Here is a 20,212-nt window from a genome sequence, read left to right as displayed (position 1 = left end):
ATCATTTGGCAAAACTTGGTTTCCAATCTTTCACAGAAGAGAAAATCAACGACCTATTCGCTAAATTCAAAGAATTGGCGGACCGCAAAAAACAAGTATACGACGATGACATCGTAGCTCTTGTAGTCGATAATATGCACCATAAAAAAGCATTCGAGCTTGTGGCTCAATACTACAAATTAGGTGAAAAAGGGTATGCTTATGCTGACGTTCGTCTCATGACACCAGAAGGTGAAAAAGCCGATGCTGCCGTAGGTGATGGTCCAGTAGACGCATCCCTTAAAGCGGTTGAACGTGTGGTTGGCTTGCCAATTAGCTTAAAAGACTACCAAATCCGTGCCATCACAGCCGGTAAAGATGCCCTTGGGGAAGCAACCCTTAAGGTAGAATACAACGGTCGCTTGTACCATGGTCGTGGTATCAGCACCGATATCGTTAAATCAAGTGTGAACGCATACATTAATGCAGTTAACTCAGTATTCCTAGCTATGGAGCTAGAACAACAGGAGGAAGAATAATATGGGTATGACCATTACTGAAAAGAATATGGCTCGCCACGCGGGTCTTGATGTTGTAAAACCGGGCCAAATCATCGAATGTCATTTGGACGCTGTTTTGATGAACGACATCACATTCCCACCAGCGCGTAAAGAGTTCTTAAAAATCGGCAAACCTGTATTTGACCGTCATAAAATCTATTTGGTGCCGGATCATTTCACACCAAATAAAGATATTCAATCTGCTACACAAGCGAAAGTCATGCGCGACTTCGTACGCGAACATGGCATTACAAACTACTTTGAAGTAGGTAGAATGGGTATTGAGCACGTTATTTTGCCAGAAAAAGGCCTTATCGGTCCTGGGGAAATGATGATCGGTGCTGACTCCCACACTTGTACATATGGTGCGGTAAATGCATTCTCCACAGGCGTAGGCTCCACTGATGCGGGCGTAGCTATGGCAGAAGGTAAAACTTGGTTCAAAGTGCCTGAAACAATTAAGGTTGAACTTATCGGCAAACCTAACAAATGGGTAACTGGTAAAGACGTAATCCTTGATTTAATCGGTAAAATCGGCGTAGACGGCGCTCGTTACATGGCCCTTGAATTCGCTGGTGAAGGCGTACAACACATGACTATGGCTGACCGTCTTACAATTTGTAACATGGCCATCGAAGCTGGTGGTAAATGTGGCGTATTCCCATATGATGAAATCACTGAAGCATACATTAAAGGCCGCGTAAATCGTCCTGTAGAACCAATTAATCCAGACCCTGATGCAGTATATGCTCAAACAATTACAATTGACTTGTCTAAATTGCAACCAGTTGTAGCATTCCCTCATTTGCCATCTAACACACATTACATCAACGAAATCGACAAGGATATTAAAATCGACCAAGTTATCATCGGTTCCTGTACAAATGGCCGTTACGAAGACTTGGTGGCAGCTGCGGAAATCTTCAAAGGTCGCAAGGTGGCTCCATTCGTTCGTTGTATCGTAATCCCTGGTTCCCAAGATGTATATGACCAAGCGTTGAAAGATGGTTTATTGGACATCTTCATTCAAGCTGACTGCGCTGTGTCCACGCCAACATGTGGTCCATGCCTTGGCGGTTACATGGGTATCATGGCTGAAGGGGAACGCACAGTTTCCACTACAAACCGTAACTTCCGTGGTCGTATGGGTCACGTTGATTCTGAAGTATATTTGGCAAGCCCTTACGTGGCGGCAGCAAGTGCTGTATTAGGCCGCATTGCAGGCCCTGAGGAGGTTTAATATGGATTTTGAAAGCAAAAAAATCTGGCGCTACGGCGACGATGTAGATACAGACGTAATCATTCCGGCTCGTTACTTGGCGATTGCTGATTGGAACGAATTGGCTGAACATGCGATGGAAGATATTGATACTACATTCGCTCCCAATGTGAAAGCTGGTGAAATCATGGTAGCTGGCAAAAACTTTGGTTGTGGTTCCTCCCGTGAACACGCACCAGGCGTTATCAAAGCAAAAGGCGTGCCTGTTATCGTAGCACATTCCTTTGCACGTATCTTCTTCCGCAATGCTATCAACATCGGTTTGCCAGTAGTGGAAATCGGCGAACAAGTCGATCGTATCGACGCTGGTGATGCAATCGGCGTAGACTTGTCTAAAGGTATCGTGTACAACTTGACTAAAAACGAACAATACCAAGGGACTGAGTTGCCACAATTCATTCAAGATATTGCGGCAGCTGGTGGTCTTGTGAACTTTGCGAAAAACCGTAAATAATACTACGTGGCCGATCCTCGGTGATGCGCCGCCGCTCCACTAGCTTAACGGTCTGCGGCATAGCCTTGACCTGCTAAAGTCGCGTTAGCGCATGCACCTCGGATCTACGTATTTTATTATTCGGTTTTGCTCAAAACTTAAAAAACCTAGCAGCTATCAAAATCTTGAATGAATTTGTGGCGGAAGGAAATTACATATATTGGAGAGGTATTATGAGCGAAAAGAATATCGTATTGATTCCTGGTGATGGTATCGGTACTGAGATTATTGCTGCAGCGAAGGCTGTGTGTGATGTGGCTTTTGAGAAAGCTAATGTAAGGGTTAATTGGATTGATAAAAAAGCGGGCGGTGCGTCTATTGATGCATACGGCGTGCCTTTGACTGAGGATACAATCGAGGCTTGTAAAGCTGCTGATGCTGTATTGCTTGGTGCTGTAGGCGGTCCTAAATGGGATAATGTAGATCCTGCTATCCGTCCTGAGAAAGCAATCCTCGGTCTTCGTAAGGAGCTTGGTTTGTTCTGTAACTTGCGTCCTGTAAAAATCTATCCATCTTTGCAAGAGTATTCTCCTCTTAAAAAGGAATTGGTACAAGATGTAGATTTCGTTATCGTTCGTGAGTTGACTGGCGGTATTTACTTCGGTGAACGCGAAGAGGCACAAGGCGAAGGCGCTAACGAGTTTGCTTGGGATAAAGAAACATACAGCCGTTACGAAGTAGAGCGCATCATGGACATTGCTATGGAAACAGCTCGCAAACGTAACAAAAAGGTTGTATCCGTAGATAAAGCAAATGTATTGGCTTCTTCTCGTTTGTGGCGTAAAATCGCTCAAGAGAAAGCTTCAGCTAATCCAGATATCGCAACAGATTACTTCTACGTAGATAACACAGCGATGCAACTTGTTGTAAATCCTGCACAGTTTGACGTTATCGTTACAACAAACTTGTTCGGCGATATCTTGTCTGACGAAGGCGCTGTTATTTCTGGTTCTATCGGGCTGTTACCATCTGCATCCATGGGTACTGGCACAGCATTGTACGAGCCAATCCACGGTTCTGCACCAGACATTATGGGCCAAAACTTGGCGAACCCATTGGGTACAATCTTGTCCGCAGCTATGATGTGCCGTCACTCCCTTGATTTGCCTCAAGTGGCTGACGCTATTGAAAAAGCTGTTGAACAAGTACTCGTTGATGGTTACCGCACAGGCGATATCTACCGTGAAGGGTTAAAACGCGTAGGTACCACAGAAATGGCGCAAGCTGTTATTGAACGTCTATAATCGTAGGGAACAAGGTTTTGAAAGCTCATCAAGTGAGCTAAACCATTTCAAAATCAAATCATATGCTTTATAATATAGAAATATTGTATATATATGCTATTATATGAGAGAGGGCTAGTCCCTCTCTTTTTTGCGGGAGGTGTTATGTTATCTTATTTTTTACTTGCCTTAGCTATAGGGCTTGAGCTATTTGCTACGACCATGTTGAAAGCCTCTGATGGTTTTACACGGCCGTTACAGACCATTGCTTGTGTGCTTGGCTATGTAGGATCTTTCTATACCTTGACGCATGTACTGAAATATATTCCACTCAGTGTTACCTATGCTACCTGGTCTGGCGTAGGCCTCGTGGTGACAGCACTCATTTCAGTCTTTATCTTTAGTGAGGGCTATAATATGTACACTATTTTGGGGATAGGTCTTATTGTGGTTGGTGTTGTTATCCTTAACTTGTGGGGGAACGTAGGTCACTAGTCTATAAGACTGTTAATGTAGCCATTAATTAGATTGGTCTTATATTATAATTACTATAATCATATTGTTAGATGAAAGAAGAGCTAATAAGGAGGGCTTTATGAATTCTTCCATGTATCGAAATTTAACCATTACTGCGTTATTGATGGCATTAGCCATTATGATTCCTATTATTATGCCGTTGAAAGTTGTCATACCGCCGGCATCGTATACACTAGCGAGTCACGTGCCTATATTCCTGGCGATGTTCTTGTCCCGTAAGATGACGGCTTGTGTCGTAATAGGTTCTACGTTAGGTTTCTTTGTGGCAGGGTTCCCTATTGTTATCGTTATGCGCGCTGCTTCGCATATTATCTTTGCTTTGATGGGGGCTTATTATATAAAACATCACCCAGGTGTATTAACAGGGGCCTTATCTTTTGGTGTATTTAACCTTGTTTGTGCTATTATTCACGCCATTGGAGAAGTACTAGCCTGCCTCTTGTTCTACACAACAACTACGATGCCTAATATTGATCTTATCTACGTTGTGTTCGTTCTTGTTGGTGCTGGTACTATTGTTCATAGTTTAGTTGATGGATATATTGCACTATATATCTATAAAGCTATTCCAGGATTGTCTCAACCAGATAATAAATAATCTGGCGTTATTCTGAATTATCTAGCAGAGTCATAAATAATCCGCCATCAAACTGCATATAGTCGTAACCACTCATGGCGTATCAATATATACTAATGTATAGTATTTGAATACCTATGAGTGGTTTTTTATATTAATTCTTAAATCTGTACCTGCAGATACGGACTATTTCTTCTGAATTCGATATAATAAAACTATAGTTAATGACCGATTCGTGTTATCTCATTTGATGTAACATTTGGGCCATAGATTTGGTTGTACTGGTGAAAGTTCCACATATTCCTTGATTCTAAAATATATTAGGGATGAGGTAAGTACCTATACTTTCACAGAAAACGGAGGTTATTATGAGAAAGCACATTAAAAATAACGTATCTTGGGTGGGAAAAATCGACTGGGAATTGAATGAGTTCCATGGTTCTGATTACAGCATTAACAATGGTTCCAGCCAAAATGCGTACTTGATTGAAGAGGAGAAAACAGTCCTCATCGATACGGTGTGGAAACCTCATTCCTCAGAGTTTATCGATAATTTGGAAGCTGAAATCGATTTAAATAAGATTGATTTCATCGTATGTAACCACGGCGAAGTGGATCACAGCGGTTCCTTGCCTGCATTGATGGAAAAAATTCCTAATACTCCAATTTACTGTACGGAAAATGCAGTTAAGTCCTTGGTGGGACAATATCATCATCCGGAATGGAATTTTAAAGTTGTTAAAACAGGTGATTCCGTAGATATCGGCAATGGTAAATCCTTGGTATTCGTAGAAATGCGCATGCTTCATTGGCCTGATTCCATGGCAACCTATATGACTGGCGACAATATTTTGTTCTCTAACGATGCGTTCGGTCAACATTACGCGGTAGAAGAATTGTGGGCAGATAAGGCTGATCAATGTCGTCTATGGGCAGAGGCGATGAAATATTACGCTAATATTTTGAATCCTTTCTCTCCATTAGTAAAAGCTAAAATTGAAGAAATTCAAAAGCTCAACTTGCCAATTGATATTATTGCTACCAGCCACGGTGCTATTTGGCGTGAAAACCCAATGCAAATTGTCGAAAAATACTACGAATGGTCTCAAGCGTACCAAGAAGACCAAATTACAGTGGTGTACGATACAATGTGGGATGGCACAAAAAAAATAGCTCATAAGATTGCAGAAGAAATTTCTAAGCAAGCTCCAGATACGCGTGTTAAGATCTACAACATTAGTAAGACGAATAAAAATGACATCATGACAGAAGTATTTAAGTCTAAAGCGATTGCCGTAGGCTCTCCAACAACAGGCAATAGCGTACTGTCTAGTGTAGCTGGTTGGCTCGACTTCTTACGTGAGTTGAAGTTTAAAAACAAAAAGGCCGCTGTATTTGGTACATACGGTTGGTCTGGTGAATCTACGAAAGTCCTTCGTGAAGAATTAACTAAATATGGCTTTGCTGTAGTAGAACCAGAAATTAAATGTAACTGGAATCCGGACACTTCTGATCTCAATAAAGCAGAAGAACTAGTAAGTGCATTATTAGCATAATTTAATATAAAAAATAAAGTAAGCCTCTTATTTTCTTTAGAAAAGCTAGGAGGCTTGCTTTTATTTTGTCTGTGTATATATAAAACATTGGATATTAAACGGAGAAATTGTAAACTTTATTCCTTTAACGCTTTAATTGTAACATGTATGTATATATATTGATATGTATAGATGTATATTGACCGATTGTTAAATATAAAATAAGTATAAAATGAAATAATGAAGATTAAATATGCATAAAAGTTACTTTCACGAGTAGTTCATGAATGCAGAGTGAATAAGGATTGTGAGACTTTACATTATATTCTAAATACTTATAGAATGATTAATTATTTATAAGTTAGACGATTTATTAGGTGAAAAATACTCGGGATGTTGTGATTTTTTTCACTCATCATAAAAAATGATGAATATATTAACTCAACACAAAAGGCTAGTAATCAAGCTATTTTTGGGGTATATGAAGACTTATTAATGAAGTTTATATGGTAAAAAGGCTTGTGTATATCGTAAAACTTTGATATGCTATGCGGGTAATCAACAATATAAATTTTTCTTAAACTGAGATGGATATATTTCTTGAGAGTATAGATAAGAAATAATTCCTTATCAGCCCGAGGAGAGAGGCGGAACACTAGAGAGGTTGAAAAATTGTATTGTATTGTATTTGGTTAAGTTTTTAATTTAGTGAGGGTGTAAGATGAGAGAAATGAAACATTCCAAAAAATTAGCGTTTGCTGTATTAGCTGCAGTGGCAGCAGTAGGTTCTGTAGTGGCTCCTGTAAGTGCAGCTCCTATGACTACTGCTGACGGTTTCATCTTGGCGGCTGGTAATGCAACTGCATCTCCTGCTCCAAGTAATACTGTATCTTATGGTGTTGTTGCTAATGGTACTGCTACTAGCATTGCTGTAGGCCAAGGTAACTCTATTACAAGTGCTAATGGTTCTAGCAGTGCATACGGTAATCAAAACACTGTTAATGGTAACCAAGCTAATGCGTTTGGTGATGGCAACAATGTAACAGGTGCATTTGCACAAGCTTTCGGTGATAGTAACGTAGTTAACGGTACAAATGCTATTGGCTATGGTTACAATAATACTGTAGCTGGTACCACTACAAACTATCGCGATCGTACTTTTGATAATGAGCCTGATGCTGATACACTTTTAACAGGTTCTTGGGATAGCAACTCTGTAGCTATTGGTTCTAAAAATACTGCATTAGGTAGTGCTGCATTGGCTGTAGGTAATGAAGCTCAAGCAAAAATGAGCGAATCCATTGCTATTGGTCATGGTGCTGAAGCTGATAAAACTTGGGGTATTGCAGTTGGTACTCGTGCAACTGCTTCTGATGTACGCTCCTTAGCATTTGGTCATGAAGCTAAATCTACTGGTTATAAAGCCAATGCTATCGGTGCTGATGCACAAGCTAATGGTAATCATGCTAATGCTATCGGTTCCTCTGCATATGCAAATGGCGATCATGCTCAAGCATTTGGTGCTGGTGCTCATGCTGATGGTGTACGTACTAATGTATTTGGTTCTGATGCTTCTGCAGGCGCAGATTATAGCATTGCAATCGGTAATAAAGCTAATGCATCCACTGCAAACTCTATTGCGTTAGGTGCTAATGCAACTACTCGTTCTGCTACAAATGTAACTAGTGCAACTTTAGCAGGTCATACATATGGTGGCTTTGCTGGTACTAGCCCTGTAGGCTCTGTATCCGTTGGTAAAGCTGGTGAAGAACGTCAACTTCACAACGTTGCAGCAGGTGAAATCTCCGCTACTTCTACAGATGCTGTAAATGGTAGCCAATTGTACTCCGTAGCAAACGACTTACAAACTCAAATTAACAACTCTACACCTGGTCAAATCAATAATAATATCACTAATTTAAATAATCGTGTAGGCGACGTTGAAAAACGCGTTAACAAAGTAGGTGCAGGTTCCGCTGCATTGGCAGCATTGCATCCATTGGACTTCAACCCAGATGACAAATGGACAATCGCTGCTGGTTATGGTCACTACCACAATGCAAACTCCGCTGCATTAGGCGCGTTCTATCGTCCTAACGAAGACACTATGTTCTCCGTTGGTGGTACTGTAGGTACTGGCGAAACTCAATTGAACGCAGGCGTATCCCTTCGTCTTGGTAAACGTTCCCCTGAGTCCCGTTCCCGCGTGGCTATGGGCCGTGAAATTGCTGAATTGAACGCACGTCTTCAAGATATGGAAAACAAATATAACAACTTGTTACAAATCTTGAACCCACTTGCTATCGATCCTAGCAAAACTGCTGAATTCCCAGACGTTCCTCAAAACCATTGGGCTTACCAATACATTAGCCAATTGGCTGGTAATGGTATCCTTGTTGGTTACCCTGATGGCACATTCAAAGGCGATGCAAAAATGACTCGCTACGAATTCGCAACTATGTTGTACCGTGCACTTCAAAATGGTGCTCCTATCGACGAAAACATGAAACGTGCGATGAATGAATTCGGTCCTGAATTACAAAACATTCGTCTTAACCACTTCCGCATTGATCGTATCTCTGGTGGTGACAACGATCGTCACAAAACTGAACGTGTTCGCGTTAACAACGAACCTGAAAACCAACGTGACGTATACGGTTCCCGTATTTACAAATAATACGACAACTTCTCCTCGAGCTTGTGAAAGCTCAAAAACAGGATGTATCTTCGTGATACATCCTGTTTTTTGTGCCCAAATAGTAGAAGCTGCTAATAATAGAGAAAGTACTAATGATATATAAGTATGGAGTATTTTATCTTTATACACTTGATGTAAATTGCAATCTAACACGTTGAAATATGAGTATTACTATATTTCATAGTGCAATTCTGTATTAGGTATTAAAATTTTATATAATATTTATGTAAAACTATTGCAAGTTAATACGTATAGGTGTATAATTACGTTCATAAATTAAATAAATATACATAGTTTGTGAATAAAAATATAGAATGAGGGGAAAGACCATGAAAGAATTCAGACAACTAACAGTAGCAGATACAGCAGAATATCATAAGGTATTAATCGATGGCTATGCAGCGATTAAAGACTATCCGATCACCTTTGATGCCATTGATTTCACAGAGGAAGAATCCAAGGAGTGGATTGAAAATTATCCTGTGTATGGGTTATATATCGATGGACAATTAGTCAGCTCCATTACGTTTTACATGCCTTGGGTGAAATATTCAACACCGGATAAATATCCACATATTGCACACTTTGTAACGGCGCCAGCTTTCAAAGGAAAGGGCTATGCTCGGGAAACCTTGGGCTATGCAGAAGCGCTTTTAAAAGAACAATTCAAAACGAATGCAGTGACCTTGGGAACCGCGAAGGAACATCCGTGGTTGCCTAAGATGTATGAATCCTTTGGTTTTAAAGCGTATGATAAGGTTCATTTTAGAGGAAAACAACATACTACCATTTTGTTCAAGAAAGAGTTGGGTTAAATAAGTAAATCGCCTTGTAATACACTTTTAGTAGTTTTTGGTTTGTAGCAATCTACTAAAATACATTACAAGGTTTTTTATTGTGTGATATTATTACTATTTGATATATAATATATTCATATATAATATACTCATATATAATATACATAATATATATACTGTGCCTTTGCAGTTATATACGATTATGGGTAGTTTGTGGAAAGGATGTGTCCTTATGATTATTTTATCGGGCATTTTAGTGATGGTCATTGGTTTGATGCTACGCTTTAATGCATTGTTAGTAGTTATTGCCGCAGGCTTTGTGACGGGGCTTTCAGCAGGGCTTAGCATTAACGAAATCGTCGGTGCTATTGGAGAGGCTTTCGTAAAAAATCGTTACATGTCACTATTTGCCTTGGTACTTCCTGTAATTGGTATTATGGAACGCCACGGTTTACGTGAACGGGCAGAAATATTGATCGGTAAGATTCAAGCCGCAACAGCTGGTCGTATTTTTATGATTTATCTATTTGTGCGACAAGTAACAGTATCTCTGGGTATTAGTATGTCTGGTCTTGTAGCTATGGTTCGTCCTTTGATTTCTCCTATGAGTGAAGCTGCGGTAGCGCAAGGTCGCCCTATATCTCAACGGACACTCGATAAGATTCGTGGTGTAGCGGCATCTACAGATAATATTGGTAACTTTTTTGGTCAAAATTTGTTCCTTGCAGCGGGTGGTCTTTTATTGATTAAAGGTGTTATGGAGCAACTGGGCTATAATGTTGAGCTTACCGATATGGTGCTATATGGAATTCCTACAGCAATATGTGCCTATATAGTGAGTGTTATTCGATTCTTTATTTTTGATAAAACAATTCAAGCTAGTGTGGCTCAAGACGAGGCGGATATGAAAGCTGGCAAACTTGTGCCAAACGAGCTTAATATTCTTGTCACTCCAGAAGAATTAGCGAAAGGGGGCAAATAATATGTTGGAATTAGTATATAAAATGCAGCCCTTAGACTTTGTATATCTTTTAGTAGGGATTATCTTAGTTATTTTTTCTATACAATCTTTTGTCGATAAGGACCATAATCATCGTATTGGTACTGGTCTGTTTTGGCTATTATATGGTATTTCCTTCATCTTTGGCTCTTATATGTCTAAAGAAATCAATGGCTGGCTCGTAATTGCTATGGCGGCAATTGTGTTATTTAAACAACTTGGCAAAGGTAATTATTTTGAATCTGCCATAGATTTCAAAAAAATGGAAGCCTTACGTATTGGTAATGTGATCTTTATTCCAGCGTTGCTCGTTGGTATTATTACGTTCATCATCGGGTTCTTTACGAAACTGGGTGCCCTCGTAGGCCTTGCCATTGCTTCTGTTATTGCCCTATGCGTGGCGTTATATATTACGAAAGCTAAGGTGGGTCAAAGTTTCCATGAAGGTCGTCGTCTTCTCGATGCCATCGGTTGGACTGCTATCTTGTCTCAATTATTAGCAGCTCTTGGGTATCTATTTAACCTTGCAGGGGTAGGCAAATTGATCTCAAGTATGGTAGCTAGCATAGTTCCTGCAGATAATGTATTCCTCATCGTTGTAGCGTACTGTATTGGAATGGCTTTCTTCACAATGATTATGGGGAATGCCTTTGCAGCCTTTGCTATGATTACTAGTGCTATAGGTGTTCCGATGCTTGTTGCAGGTCATGGTGCTAATCCAGCGGTGATTGGCCCTATTGCAATGCTTGCTGGTTATTGTGGTACCTTGATGACGCCAATGGCAGCAAATTTCAATATCGTTCCTGTGGCGCTTCTTGAAATGAAGGATACCTACGGTGTTATTAAGGCTCAAATTCCTGTAGCTATCGTAATGCTTACATTGAATATTCTGTTAATGTACTATTTCCTTTAATTTAATTTATATACAACGTCTTTGAAGACTATTATGAGGTACTATGATGAAAACGATTTTGATTACCGGATTTGATCCTTTCGGTGGTGAAAGTATCAATCCTGCATGGGAAGCGGTTAAAACGATGGATGGTTACACAGATGGGGACTACAAAGTAGTGACTCAAATGGTGCCAACTGTGCGTTATACATCTGTAAAAACGGCGGTAGAAGCAGCTGACAAATGCAATCCTGATTTTATCCTTTGTGTAGGTCAAGCTGGCGGTCGCCCAGATATTACGATTGAACGGGTAGCCATAAACTGCGATGATTTCCGCATTCCAGACAATGGCGGTAACCAACCAACAGATGAGCCTGTTGTGGCTGATGGCCCAAGTGCTTACTTTGCTACATTACCTATTAAGGATATGGTCAATGCATTGCACCAAGCAGGTATTCCTGCGCGAGTGTCGAATACAGCAGGTACCTTCGTATGTAATCATATTATGTACGGCGTATCTCACTATGCAGCGCAAAAGGGCGGTATCAAGGTGGGCTTCATGCACATTCCGTACTTGCCATCCCAAGTGGTGAACAAACCAGATCAACCGAGCATGGCCGTTGAGACCGTACGCGCTACATTAGAAACTATCGTTCACGTATTAGCTCATGGTGAAAGCTACGAAGCACAAAATATTACATATACAACACCGCATGAATAACAAATAGGAAAGAGGCACAATATAGGATTGTGCCTCTTTTGGTATCTTTATAACCTATTAAGCTTCTTGTATCTTTATAATTTACTAAGACGCTTGTATATATTTGTAAATAACTATAACTTATCTGTGTAGTGTAAGGTAGGGATATATCTAAGTTGAGATATATCCCTATTTTTTATGGCTTAATCTATAAAATTTAAATGCCTACTATTGACATAGGTATTTAATTAATATATTATAGTCACATAAACATATTAAGTTAGTAGGAATAAGTGAGGGATATCACAAAAGCTTTTACCATAAGATGTATGACAAGGCTAATGGAGATGACCTCCATAAGGAGAATAGAATGAGTGAACACGTAGATGTAAGCAACATCAAGGATCCTAGTATCGCGGCAGCTCGAAAAGAGGTTGAGTTCCAACGTGCTATGAACCCTTGTCCAATCGATTTTTCTGAGTTTCAATCTAGTAACCCTCGTTCTCAAGGGGAACAAAAGGAGTATGAAGGTAAAGATGCTTCGAATTTTAACCGTCGTCAAAAATATTCTGATAGCGAAGAACCTCAATTCACAACACCTTTTGGCAGTGAACCAGGGCTTTTACCTGTAGAAAAAGACCGTTACCGTCTTGTATGGTCTAAGCATTGTCCTTGGGCTCACCGCATTGCGATTGCTATCGATTTGCTTGGCTTAGATAAAGTAATCTCCAAGGGCACGGTTGACCCATTGCGTCCAGCAGGCGTTATTGCAGACTGGTTTTTTACCCTTGATAAAGATGAAAAAGATCCGGTACTCGGCATTCACTCCTTAGGTGAAGCGTACCGCAAAGGGGATCCTAACTACGACGCACGTTCCACAGTGCCAGCTATCGTAGATGTTACAACTGGTGCAGTAGTAAACAATGACTACCATGCGTTAACTACAGAATTAGCATTGGGCTTCAAAGATTTCATTTCCCCTGATGCTCCAGATATTTACCCAGAAGAATTGCGTGCCGATATCGATGCATTGAACGTTATCATCTACGCTGACTTCAACTTGGCTGTAAACTTGGCAGCTCTCGTAACAAACCAAAAAGATTATGAATACTACTATGACCGTATCTTTGCTCGCTTAGACTGGCTCGAAGAACGCCTTAGCAAGCAACGTTACTTGATGGGCGACACTATTACAGACCCAGATATTCGTATCTTCCCAACATTGGCTCGCTTTGACCTCGTGTTCTACCAAAAATACTTGGTTAACAAAAAACGCCTCGTAGACTATCCAAACCTTTGGAACTACGCGAAGGATTTGTACTCCAATCCAGCATTCGGTGGCACAACAGACTTCGACTCCATGCGTAAACGTTTCTACTATGTAGACCATACGCCATTTGAAGATCTACCACGTCTTGTTCCAAAAGGTCCAGACGACTCCATTTGGTTAGAACCAAATGACCGTGCTGAAAAATTTGGTAAATAGTAGATTTAATTTTAAATAACTGAAAGGGAACCCATGGATTTAGTCACAAAGACGATTGTGAACTACATAGAACAAACGGATGTGACGAATCGTGAGGATCTCCTATCAGTGGCTCGCATTGCCTTTCTAGATTATCTGGCGTCCTTAGCTCAGGCTGAGACGGAACAAGCCGTTCAAGACTTGGCTCGGTTTATCGGGGCTAATGGAGAAAATGTATCTAGAGTTGATAAAGCGTTGTATTATGGTTTTGCCTCCCATTATCTTGATTTTGATGATGCGCAGGCGAATCTGGCGGGTCACTTCAGTACTGTTTTATACTCTGCTTTATTGGCAGTGTTGGAGCCCACTGATACATGGCATGATTTTCTTCGTGCCTATATCATCGGGGCCGAGCTTGAGGGGATTATAGGTTCTCTCATCAATCCTGCCCATCGGACCCAAGGATGGCATTCTACGGGGACCGTTGGTGTGATTGGGGCGGCGGCCGCTATAGGCGCTTTGCGAGGCCTTCATGGTGAAAGCTTAGCTCAGCTCCTGTCTTTGGCTGCGACTCAATCGGCGGGCATGTTCTTTCAAAGTGGTACAGATGGTAAGCCGCTCCATGCGGGACTAGCAGCACGCAATGGCGTATGGGCTTACGAACTGTTACAACATACATCACTTCAAACAAGTATCAAACCATTTGACCCTGAACGGGGTTGGTTTAAAACCATCGGTAATATTACTGTTACATCAAATGACATCGCTAGTCGTTGGCTAGCGCCAGGGCAACTCATTGATCCTGGTTTATGGATGAAAGTCCACCCGTATTGCTCGGCAGCCATTTGTGGCGCTGAAGCAGCTGAAGAGGTGGTACATAGGATATATACATCTTTTCCAAATGTATCTAGTTATTGCAAAGATTTACTAGATATAACGGAGCAAGATACACAGATATTATGTACTTCACCTACTTCATCCTTATGGGAAGATATAGATAGCGTAACTGTTCACTTCCCACCTGGCGCTGATGCGGCATTGCGCTATACATCGCCAACAACAGGTCGAGAAGGGCAGTTTTCCATAGAGTATGTCGTGTACCAAGTCCTTGCGTATGGGGCGGTACAGGATGAGTTATTCAAGATAGATACCATAGACCAATCAGTACGGGACTATATGTCGCGTATAGAGCGTGTTTATGATCTGCCGAAGGTATCCCAAACGGAGCGGATTACGAAAGTAACCGTTACCTTGAAGAATGGTGATACTTTCACAGAAACGGTGAACAATCCGAAAGGATCGCCGAATAATCCTCTTACATTAGAGGATATACGCATTAAGCTTGGTCTTATGTTGAAGGCTGACCAAATAGATAGAATGATTGAGGCTTTCACTCATACCAATGAGGTAGAGCCATTCCTGCAAACATTGCGAAAAGAAGGAGTTTTACATGTTTAATACAAAGAAATTGACGAAATTATTCGCCATCGGCGCATTGGCACTAGGCGTGCTCGTTGTTGCTGGTTGCGGCGATGACACATCCAAGGAAGCGAAAGTAAATCCAGATGCTAAAGTAATTAACGTAGCTACACGTGGTACAGTTCGCCCGTATTCCTACACAGATGATAACGGCAACCTTACAGGTTTTGACGTAGAATTGTTGAAAGAAATTGAACGTCGTAATCCAGACCTTCACTTCAACTTCAAACCGATGGCCGTTGATGCTGCCTTCGTAGCAATGGATGCAGGCCAAGTAGATATGATCGCTAACCAAATGCGTCGTAACCCAACTCGTGAAGCAAAATACTACTACACAAATGAGCCTAACAACTACTCTACACGTAAATTGGTAGTTAAAAACGACCGCAACGATATCTCTAAACTAGATGATTTGAAAGGCAAAAAAATCGCTGTTACTACATCTTCTGAGTTCAACGAATTAGTAAAACAATTCAACGAAACAGCAAATCCACCAATCGACGTTATCTATACAGATAAAGCGGGTGCTGAAACATTGAACCTCGTTGCTACAGGCCGTGCCGATGCAGCAGGTGAGTACGAATACGTTATTAACTCTGCTATTAAAGACCGTGGCTTGCCACTCAAAGCGGTAGGCGATGTATTAGCAGTAGTACCAACTTACTTCTTGTCTAAACGTACAGATGACATGAAACAAGTAAACGAAAAAATCGATAAAACTATGAAAGAAATGCGTGCTGACGGTACGTTGAAAAAACTTTCTGAACAATATCTTGGTGGGGATTACACATTCGATCCAACACAAAAATAACGAATAGGCCGCCTTGGCGGCCTTATTCTATTATGTCTAGAAGCGAGGTGCTATTGTGGGCAAGTATTTTGATGTGTCTTACATGATTCAAGCGTTTCCACAGCTCTTGAATTATGTGCACGTAACGGTGCTTATCACTGTTATTTCTGCCATCTTAGGTGTTATTTTAGGCTCTATTATAGCCATCATTCGCCTCAAGAAGGTTCCAGTATTAAACCAATTATTTATCGTATTTATTTCCTTTATGCGCGGTACGCCATTCTTGGTACAGCTGTTCCTCATTTACTTTGGGGTGCCAGAAATCATGTCCCACATGGGGCTTAACATAAAAAATGTACCAGGCCTCGTATTCGTGTACGCCGTGTTTACTTTACATATTGCAGCTTATAGCGCTGAAATTATGCGCTCTAGTATCGATGCGGTGGCTCCTGGTGAAAAGGAAGCTGCTAAAAGCCTTGGTATGACGGAGTTCCAAAGCTATATGCGCATCATCTTGCCGCAGGCTTTCACCATGAGCATTCCACCGTTGACGAACCTCGTTATCGGCATGTTGAAAGGGACGGCGCTCATCTTTAATGTCGGCGTTGTGGATATGATGCGTAAGGCGGACCTCATGGGCGGCAATAGCCAGCGCTACCTTGAGTTATTCGTCGACGCAGCCATCATTTATGGCATTCTAATTATCATCGTGTCCCTCTTGGGCCGATTGCTTGAAAAACGTTTTACCGTTGCGGGCAAGGAAACGCAACGCATTTTGATCAGTGAGGAGTAGGGGCGTATGGGACATATAATTGATTCAACCTATATTTATGGCACCTTCTTTGCTGTCATTCCTTATGTGAAAGTTACCCTCATGATTACCTTCCTCAGCGTTGGTTTGGGTACAATCCTAGGATTATTGAGTTGCGTGCTACAACAAAACAAAGTACCTGTGCTCAGTCAACTCAGCTACTTGTACGTATTATTGTGCCGTAGTATTCCGAACATGGTTCTCTTATACCTCGTGTACTATGGTTTACCAATTTTATTCCTCGCCGTAGAGGATCAAACGGGTGTGCATGTTCCTTTTGAAAAGGTGCCTGCTACCTTCGTAGCCGTTGTAGGCTTAACACTACACACAGGGGCGTATTTGAGCGAAATCTTCCGAGCTGCTTTACAATCTGTACCGAAAGGTCAAATGGAAGCGGCTCAGGCCATCGGTATGACATGGTTCCAAGCATTCCGTCGTATCGTATTGCCACAAGCTACAGTCTTTGCGTTGCCACTATTTACGAATCAGTTTCTTAACACTATGAAGAGTACGAGCATCGTATTTGTCATCACTGTTATTGAACTATTTGGCGCTGCAAAGTTATATACAGAGGAAAATTCACAGTATTTTGAGGCCTACATCGTGGTGGCCGGTCTATTCTGGGTGATGGGGATTGTCTTTGAATTTATCTTCCATCGTTTGGAAATCTATGCAAGCAAGTATAAACGAGGTAATGCATTATGATAGATATTAAACAAGTTCACAAATCCTTCGGGAACCGTGAAATTTTAAAGGGCATCGACCTACATGTGCCAACGGGATCTGTAACGGTTATCCTTGGCCCATCTGGTAGTGGTAAGACGACGTTCCTTAGAACGCTTAACTTCCTTGAAAAGGCCGATGCAGGGACAATGCAGTTAAATGATATTTCTGTAGATTTACATAAAGCGTCTAACAAGGAAATCTTAAACGTCCGCCGTAACACATCCATGGTATTCCAGTCTTATAACTTGTTCTCCAATAAAACAGTTATTGAAAACATCATGGAAGGCCTTGTAACGGTTAAGAAGATGAAAAAATCTCAAGCCCGTGAAATCGCGCAACGCTTCCTTAAGGAAGTAGGCATGGAAGGCTATGATGATTACTATCCAGTACAACTTTCCGGTGGTCAACAACAACGTATTGGTATCGCTCGTGCCCTTGCGATGGACCCAGAGGTTATCCTCTTTGACGAACCTACATCAGCCCTCGATCCAGAGCTCGTAGGCGAAGTATTAGCCGTTATTCGTAAGATTGCAAAAGAGTTAAAGGTAACGATGATTATTGTTACTCACGAAATTGGCTTTGCCAAAGAAGTGGCTGACCAAGTCGTATTCATGGAAGGCGGCGTTATCGTAGAACAAGGGGACCCTAAGGTTGTCCTTGAACATCCGGAAGAAGAACGGACACGAAAATTCTTGAGCCGTTACCTTACACTAGATAGCGAACAACCTCTAGATAGTGCAGCTTTATAAATAGTACTGCTCCATAAATAATACGAAGCTATAACAATGTGTGCTATCCTAGTAATATAGACATTAATAGCGTCCTAATATCTTTAAAATTAGGTCGCTTTAAACGAGGTACATATGAAAGAATTTAGACAATTAACCGTAGATGATGCGGCTGAGTATCATGAGGTGTTGATTGCGGGCTATGCAGAGAATAAGAATTACCCTATATCCTTCGATGCCATCAACTTTAGCCCCGAAGAGTCTCGGGCGTGGATCTTAAAATATCCAGTATTTGGTCTATACGTAGATGGCTCCTTGGTATGTTCTATTTCATTCCGCATGCCTTGGATACCAAAGGCTACACCAGATGTATATCCGCACATTGCACACTTTGTGACAGCCCCTGAACATAAGGGGAAGGGCTATGCTCGTGAAGTTCTCGCCGAAGCAGAAGAGCTATTGCGCAATGTATTTAAAACACCAGCCGTAACACTAGGCACTGCCGCAGAACACCCATGGCTTGCTAAAATGTATGAAGGCTTTGGCTTTAAAGAATATAAACGAACACAGTTGCCTGGTAAGGTACATACGACCATATTCTTTAAGAAAACACTATAAAGACAAGAAAAATAGTATTAATTTGATATTATAACTAAAAAGAGTCGCATCTAATTGGTGCGGCTCTTTGTTATTCTATAAGATGTTACTACTACAGTATTAATTTCAAGAGTACTTTGGACCTTTTCATATATGGTTATCATGTTCTCTAATTTTGATATAGGTTAATATCTATAAGTCAGACTGCCTAGTGGATAGATACTAAAAAAATGAATATTTATTTGCTATAATTATGCTATATTAATGGATAAAAAGGAGATGCATAAATATATGGGTTTTCCTAAAGAAATAAAAAGAATCAGACAACGTTCATTTTTGACACAGCAGGAATTTGCCAAGGTAATAGGAGTGGCTTTTTCTACTGTAAATCGTTGGGAATCTGGACGTGCAAAGCCAAACCTAAAAGCAATGAAAAGTATTAATATATATTGCTTAGATAATAACATCCCATATGACGTACTAGAAGAGTCTTGGCTCGACTATCAAATAGAAAAATAAAGGAGCACTATTGTTATGACAGATAAAGAATTAAAACAGTTAAAAGATACGCTATGGCACTCTGCTGATGTGCTTCGAGCTAGTGCTCATTTAGCTGCGAATAAATATGGTCAGCCTATTCTTGGGCTTATCTTCCTTAGATATGCAGATATTTTATATAAACAATATAAGGATGAAATTGAAGCTGAATATAATCGACTTAAAGGTAGTCGTATGGAAAAATCCATGAAGGAAATTTCTTTAGAAAAGTGCGGTTTCTATCTTCCAGAATGTGCTTATTACGACTTTATCAATGATGCACCGGATGATGCAAACAAAGCTATCATCGTAAAGGAAGCTATGGAAGCTATTGAAGATGAAAACCCTAGAATGGAAGGAGTTCTTCCTAAAGAAGTATATGCTCAGCTGGTTCCGGAAGAGGAACCAGAGCTTCTTTCTAACATTGTACGTATTTTCAAGGATATTCCTGAAAACAGCACTGTTGACATCTTTGGTGAAATTTATGAATATTTCTTAGGGAACTTTGCACTTGCAGAAGGTAAGGATGGAGGAACATTCTACACACCTGCAACTGTTGTAAGATATATGGTTGAAGTATTAAATCCTCAGCCAGGTGAAAAGAAGTTCTTGGATCCAGCATGTGGTTCTGGCGGCATGTTCGTTCAGGCCGCCAGATACATGCATAATCACAATACCAGCGAGAGTGAACAAATGAAGTTTCGTTGCTATGGTGTTGAAAAGGAGCCTGATACAGTAAAACTAGCAAAGATGAATCTTCTTCTTAATAATATTCGTGGTGACATTACACAAGCTAACTCATTCTATTC

The 20,212-nt window shown here is 40.8% G+C and carries 21 protein-coding genes; all 21 read left to right on the top strand.

Annotated elements, in window-relative coordinates:
• The coding region (locus RYM16_RS07580) for an alpha-isopropylmalate synthase regulatory domain-containing protein (protein WP_314983192.1) at nucleotides 1–518 on the top strand (518 nt) is incomplete at its 5' end.
• Nucleotide 519: 1 nt separating this feature from the next.
• Nucleotides 520–1,779, top strand: coding sequence for a 3-isopropylmalate dehydratase large subunit (gene leuC / locus RYM16_RS07575; RefSeq protein ID WP_314983191.1), 1,260 nt, complete (start codon nucleotides 520–522; stop codon nucleotides 1,777–1,779).
• A gap of 1 nt (nucleotide 1,780) precedes the next feature.
• Nucleotides 1,781–2,272, top strand: coding sequence for a 3-isopropylmalate dehydratase small subunit (locus tag RYM16_RS07570; RefSeq protein WP_009351898.1), 492 nt, complete (start codon nucleotides 1,781–1,783; stop codon nucleotides 2,270–2,272).
• Between the two features lie 212 nt (nucleotides 2,273–2,484).
• On the top strand, nucleotides 2,485–3,555 hold the full coding sequence (leuB, locus tag RYM16_RS07565) for a 3-isopropylmalate dehydrogenase (RefSeq protein WP_314983190.1): 1,071 nt from the start codon (nucleotides 2,485–2,487) through the stop codon (nucleotides 3,553–3,555).
• 144 nt (nucleotides 3,556–3,699) lie between these two features.
• Nucleotides 3,700–4,029: a multidrug efflux SMR transporter gene (locus RYM16_RS07560; protein ID WP_314983189.1), complete on the top strand. Its 330-nt coding sequence runs from the start codon at nucleotides 3,700–3,702 to the stop codon at nucleotides 4,027–4,029.
• A 100-nt stretch (nucleotides 4,030–4,129) separates the two neighbouring features.
• Nucleotides 4,130–4,669 carry a hypothetical protein gene (locus tag RYM16_RS07555; protein WP_314983188.1) on the top strand — a complete coding sequence of 180 codons (540 nt, stop codon included), beginning with the start codon at nucleotides 4,130–4,132 and terminating at the stop codon, nucleotides 4,667–4,669.
• Between the two features lie 347 nt (nucleotides 4,670–5,016).
• Nucleotides 5,017–6,204, top strand: a complete 1,188-nt coding sequence (locus RYM16_RS07550; RefSeq protein WP_314983187.1) for a flavodoxin domain-containing protein — start codon at nucleotides 5,017–5,019, stop codon at nucleotides 6,202–6,204.
• Between the two features lie 700 nt (nucleotides 6,205–6,904).
• The gene (locus tag RYM16_RS07545; protein WP_314983186.1) at nucleotides 6,905–8,860 is read left to right on the top strand and encodes an S-layer homology domain-containing protein; all 1,956 of its coding nucleotides are present in this window, start codon (nucleotides 6,905–6,907) and stop codon (nucleotides 8,858–8,860) included.
• Between the two features lie 350 nt (nucleotides 8,861–9,210).
• Nucleotides 9,211–9,696, top strand: a complete 486-nt coding sequence (locus tag RYM16_RS07540; RefSeq protein ID WP_314983185.1) for a GNAT family N-acetyltransferase — start codon at nucleotides 9,211–9,213, stop codon at nucleotides 9,694–9,696.
• 214 nt (nucleotides 9,697–9,910) lie between these two features.
• Entirely contained in the window at nucleotides 9,911–10,660 is a 750-nt protein-coding gene (locus tag RYM16_RS07535) for a DUF969 domain-containing protein (RefSeq protein ID WP_314983184.1), read from the top strand.
• Between the two features lies 1 nt (nucleotide 10,661).
• Nucleotides 10,662–11,591 carry a DUF979 domain-containing protein gene (locus RYM16_RS07530; protein ID WP_314983183.1) on the top strand — a complete coding sequence of 310 codons (930 nt, stop codon included), beginning with the start codon at nucleotides 10,662–10,664 and terminating at the stop codon, nucleotides 11,589–11,591.
• Nucleotides 11,592–11,637: 46 nt separating this feature from the next.
• The gene (pcp, locus tag RYM16_RS07525) at nucleotides 11,638–12,291 is read left to right on the top strand and encodes a pyroglutamyl-peptidase I (protein ID WP_314983193.1); all 654 of its coding nucleotides are present in this window, start codon (nucleotides 11,638–11,640) and stop codon (nucleotides 12,289–12,291) included.
• 349 nt (nucleotides 12,292–12,640) lie between these two features.
• Nucleotides 12,641–13,756: a glutathione S-transferase C-terminal domain-containing protein gene (locus tag RYM16_RS07520; RefSeq protein ID WP_005387453.1), complete on the top strand. Its 1,116-nt coding sequence runs from the start codon at nucleotides 12,641–12,643 to the stop codon at nucleotides 13,754–13,756.
• Nucleotides 13,757–13,789: 33 nt separating this feature from the next.
• Nucleotides 13,790–15,193, top strand: a complete 1,404-nt coding sequence (locus tag RYM16_RS07515; protein WP_314983182.1) for an MmgE/PrpD family protein — start codon at nucleotides 13,790–13,792, stop codon at nucleotides 15,191–15,193.
• On the top strand, nucleotides 15,186–16,025 hold the full coding sequence (locus RYM16_RS07510) for a transporter substrate-binding domain-containing protein (protein ID WP_314983181.1): 840 nt from the start codon (nucleotides 15,186–15,188) through the stop codon (nucleotides 16,023–16,025). Before RYM16_RS07515 ends, RYM16_RS07510 begins: the two co-directional genes overlap by 8 nt.
• Before the next feature lie 55 nt (nucleotides 16,026–16,080).
• Complete coding sequence (locus RYM16_RS07505; protein WP_314983180.1) at nucleotides 16,081–16,797, top strand: amino acid ABC transporter permease; 717 nt, start codon at nucleotides 16,081–16,083, stop codon at nucleotides 16,795–16,797.
• Between the two features lie 6 nt (nucleotides 16,798–16,803).
• Nucleotides 16,804–17,520, top strand: a complete 717-nt coding sequence (locus RYM16_RS07500) for an amino acid ABC transporter permease (protein ID WP_227283405.1) — start codon at nucleotides 16,804–16,806, stop codon at nucleotides 17,518–17,520.
• Nucleotides 17,517–18,290: an amino acid ABC transporter ATP-binding protein gene (locus tag RYM16_RS07495; RefSeq protein ID WP_314983179.1), complete on the top strand. Its 774-nt coding sequence runs from the start codon at nucleotides 17,517–17,519 to the stop codon at nucleotides 18,288–18,290. The genes RYM16_RS07500 and RYM16_RS07495 overlap by 4 nt, the downstream gene beginning before the upstream one ends.
• A 114-nt stretch (nucleotides 18,291–18,404) precedes the next feature.
• On the top strand, nucleotides 18,405–18,887 hold the full coding sequence (locus tag RYM16_RS07490; RefSeq protein ID WP_314983178.1) for a GNAT family N-acetyltransferase: 483 nt from the start codon (nucleotides 18,405–18,407) through the stop codon (nucleotides 18,885–18,887).
• A gap of 270 nt (nucleotides 18,888–19,157) precedes the next feature.
• Nucleotides 19,158–19,385: a helix-turn-helix domain-containing protein gene (locus RYM16_RS07485; RefSeq protein WP_314983177.1), complete on the top strand. Its 228-nt coding sequence runs from the start codon at nucleotides 19,158–19,160 to the stop codon at nucleotides 19,383–19,385.
• 15 nt (nucleotides 19,386–19,400) lie between these two features.
• Nucleotides 19,401–20,212 (top strand): class I SAM-dependent DNA methyltransferase (locus tag RYM16_RS07480; protein WP_314983176.1); only part of this gene is annotated, 812 nt, incomplete at its 3' end.

This window comes from uncultured Veillonella sp. (assembly GCF_963524655.1).
In the GTDB taxonomy this organism is placed as follows: domain Bacteria; phylum Bacillota; class Negativicutes; order Veillonellales; family Veillonellaceae; genus Veillonella.
The sequence above is the reverse complement of the archived record's forward strand: the minus strand, read 5'-3'. Positions and strand labels throughout refer to the sequence as shown.

Bases quoted from the DNA above. Each gene is read 5' to 3' on its own strand.
- leuC (WP_314983191.1), top strand. From the start codon at position 520: ATGGGTATGACCATTACTGAAAAGAATATGGCTCGCCACGCGGGTCTT.
- RYM16_RS07570 (WP_009351898.1), top strand. From the start codon at position 1,781: ATGGATTTTGAAAGCAAAAAAATCTGGCGCTACGGCGACGATGTAGAT.
- leuB (WP_314983190.1), top strand. From the start codon at position 2,485: ATGAGCGAAAAGAATATCGTATTGATTCCTGGTGATGGTATCGGTACT.
- RYM16_RS07560 (WP_314983189.1), top strand. From the start codon at position 3,700: ATGTTATCTTATTTTTTACTTGCCTTAGCTATAGGGCTTGAGCTATTT.
- RYM16_RS07555 (WP_314983188.1), top strand. From the start codon at position 4,130: ATGAATTCTTCCATGTATCGAAATTTAACCATTACTGCGTTATTGATG.
- RYM16_RS07550 (WP_314983187.1), top strand. From the start codon at position 5,017: ATGAGAAAGCACATTAAAAATAACGTATCTTGGGTGGGAAAAATCGAC.
- RYM16_RS07545 (WP_314983186.1), top strand. From the start codon at position 6,905: ATGAGAGAAATGAAACATTCCAAAAAATTAGCGTTTGCTGTATTAGCT.
- RYM16_RS07540 (WP_314983185.1), top strand. From the start codon at position 9,211: ATGAAAGAATTCAGACAACTAACAGTAGCAGATACAGCAGAATATCAT.
- RYM16_RS07535 (WP_314983184.1), top strand. From the start codon at position 9,911: ATGATTATTTTATCGGGCATTTTAGTGATGGTCATTGGTTTGATGCTA.
- RYM16_RS07530 (WP_314983183.1), top strand. From the start codon at position 10,662: ATGTTGGAATTAGTATATAAAATGCAGCCCTTAGACTTTGTATATCTT.
- pcp (WP_314983193.1), top strand. From the start codon at position 11,638: ATGAAAACGATTTTGATTACCGGATTTGATCCTTTCGGTGGTGAAAGT.
- RYM16_RS07520 (WP_005387453.1), top strand. From the start codon at position 12,641: ATGAGTGAACACGTAGATGTAAGCAACATCAAGGATCCTAGTATCGCG.
- RYM16_RS07515 (WP_314983182.1), top strand. From the start codon at position 13,790: ATGGATTTAGTCACAAAGACGATTGTGAACTACATAGAACAAACGGAT.
- RYM16_RS07510 (WP_314983181.1), top strand. From the start codon at position 15,186: ATGTTTAATACAAAGAAATTGACGAAATTATTCGCCATCGGCGCATTG.
- RYM16_RS07500 (WP_227283405.1), top strand. From the start codon at position 16,804: ATGGGACATATAATTGATTCAACCTATATTTATGGCACCTTCTTTGCT.
- RYM16_RS07495 (WP_314983179.1), top strand. From the start codon at position 17,517: ATGATAGATATTAAACAAGTTCACAAATCCTTCGGGAACCGTGAAATT.
- RYM16_RS07490 (WP_314983178.1), top strand. From the start codon at position 18,405: ATGAAAGAATTTAGACAATTAACCGTAGATGATGCGGCTGAGTATCAT.
- RYM16_RS07485 (WP_314983177.1), top strand. From the start codon at position 19,158: ATGGGTTTTCCTAAAGAAATAAAAAGAATCAGACAACGTTCATTTTTG.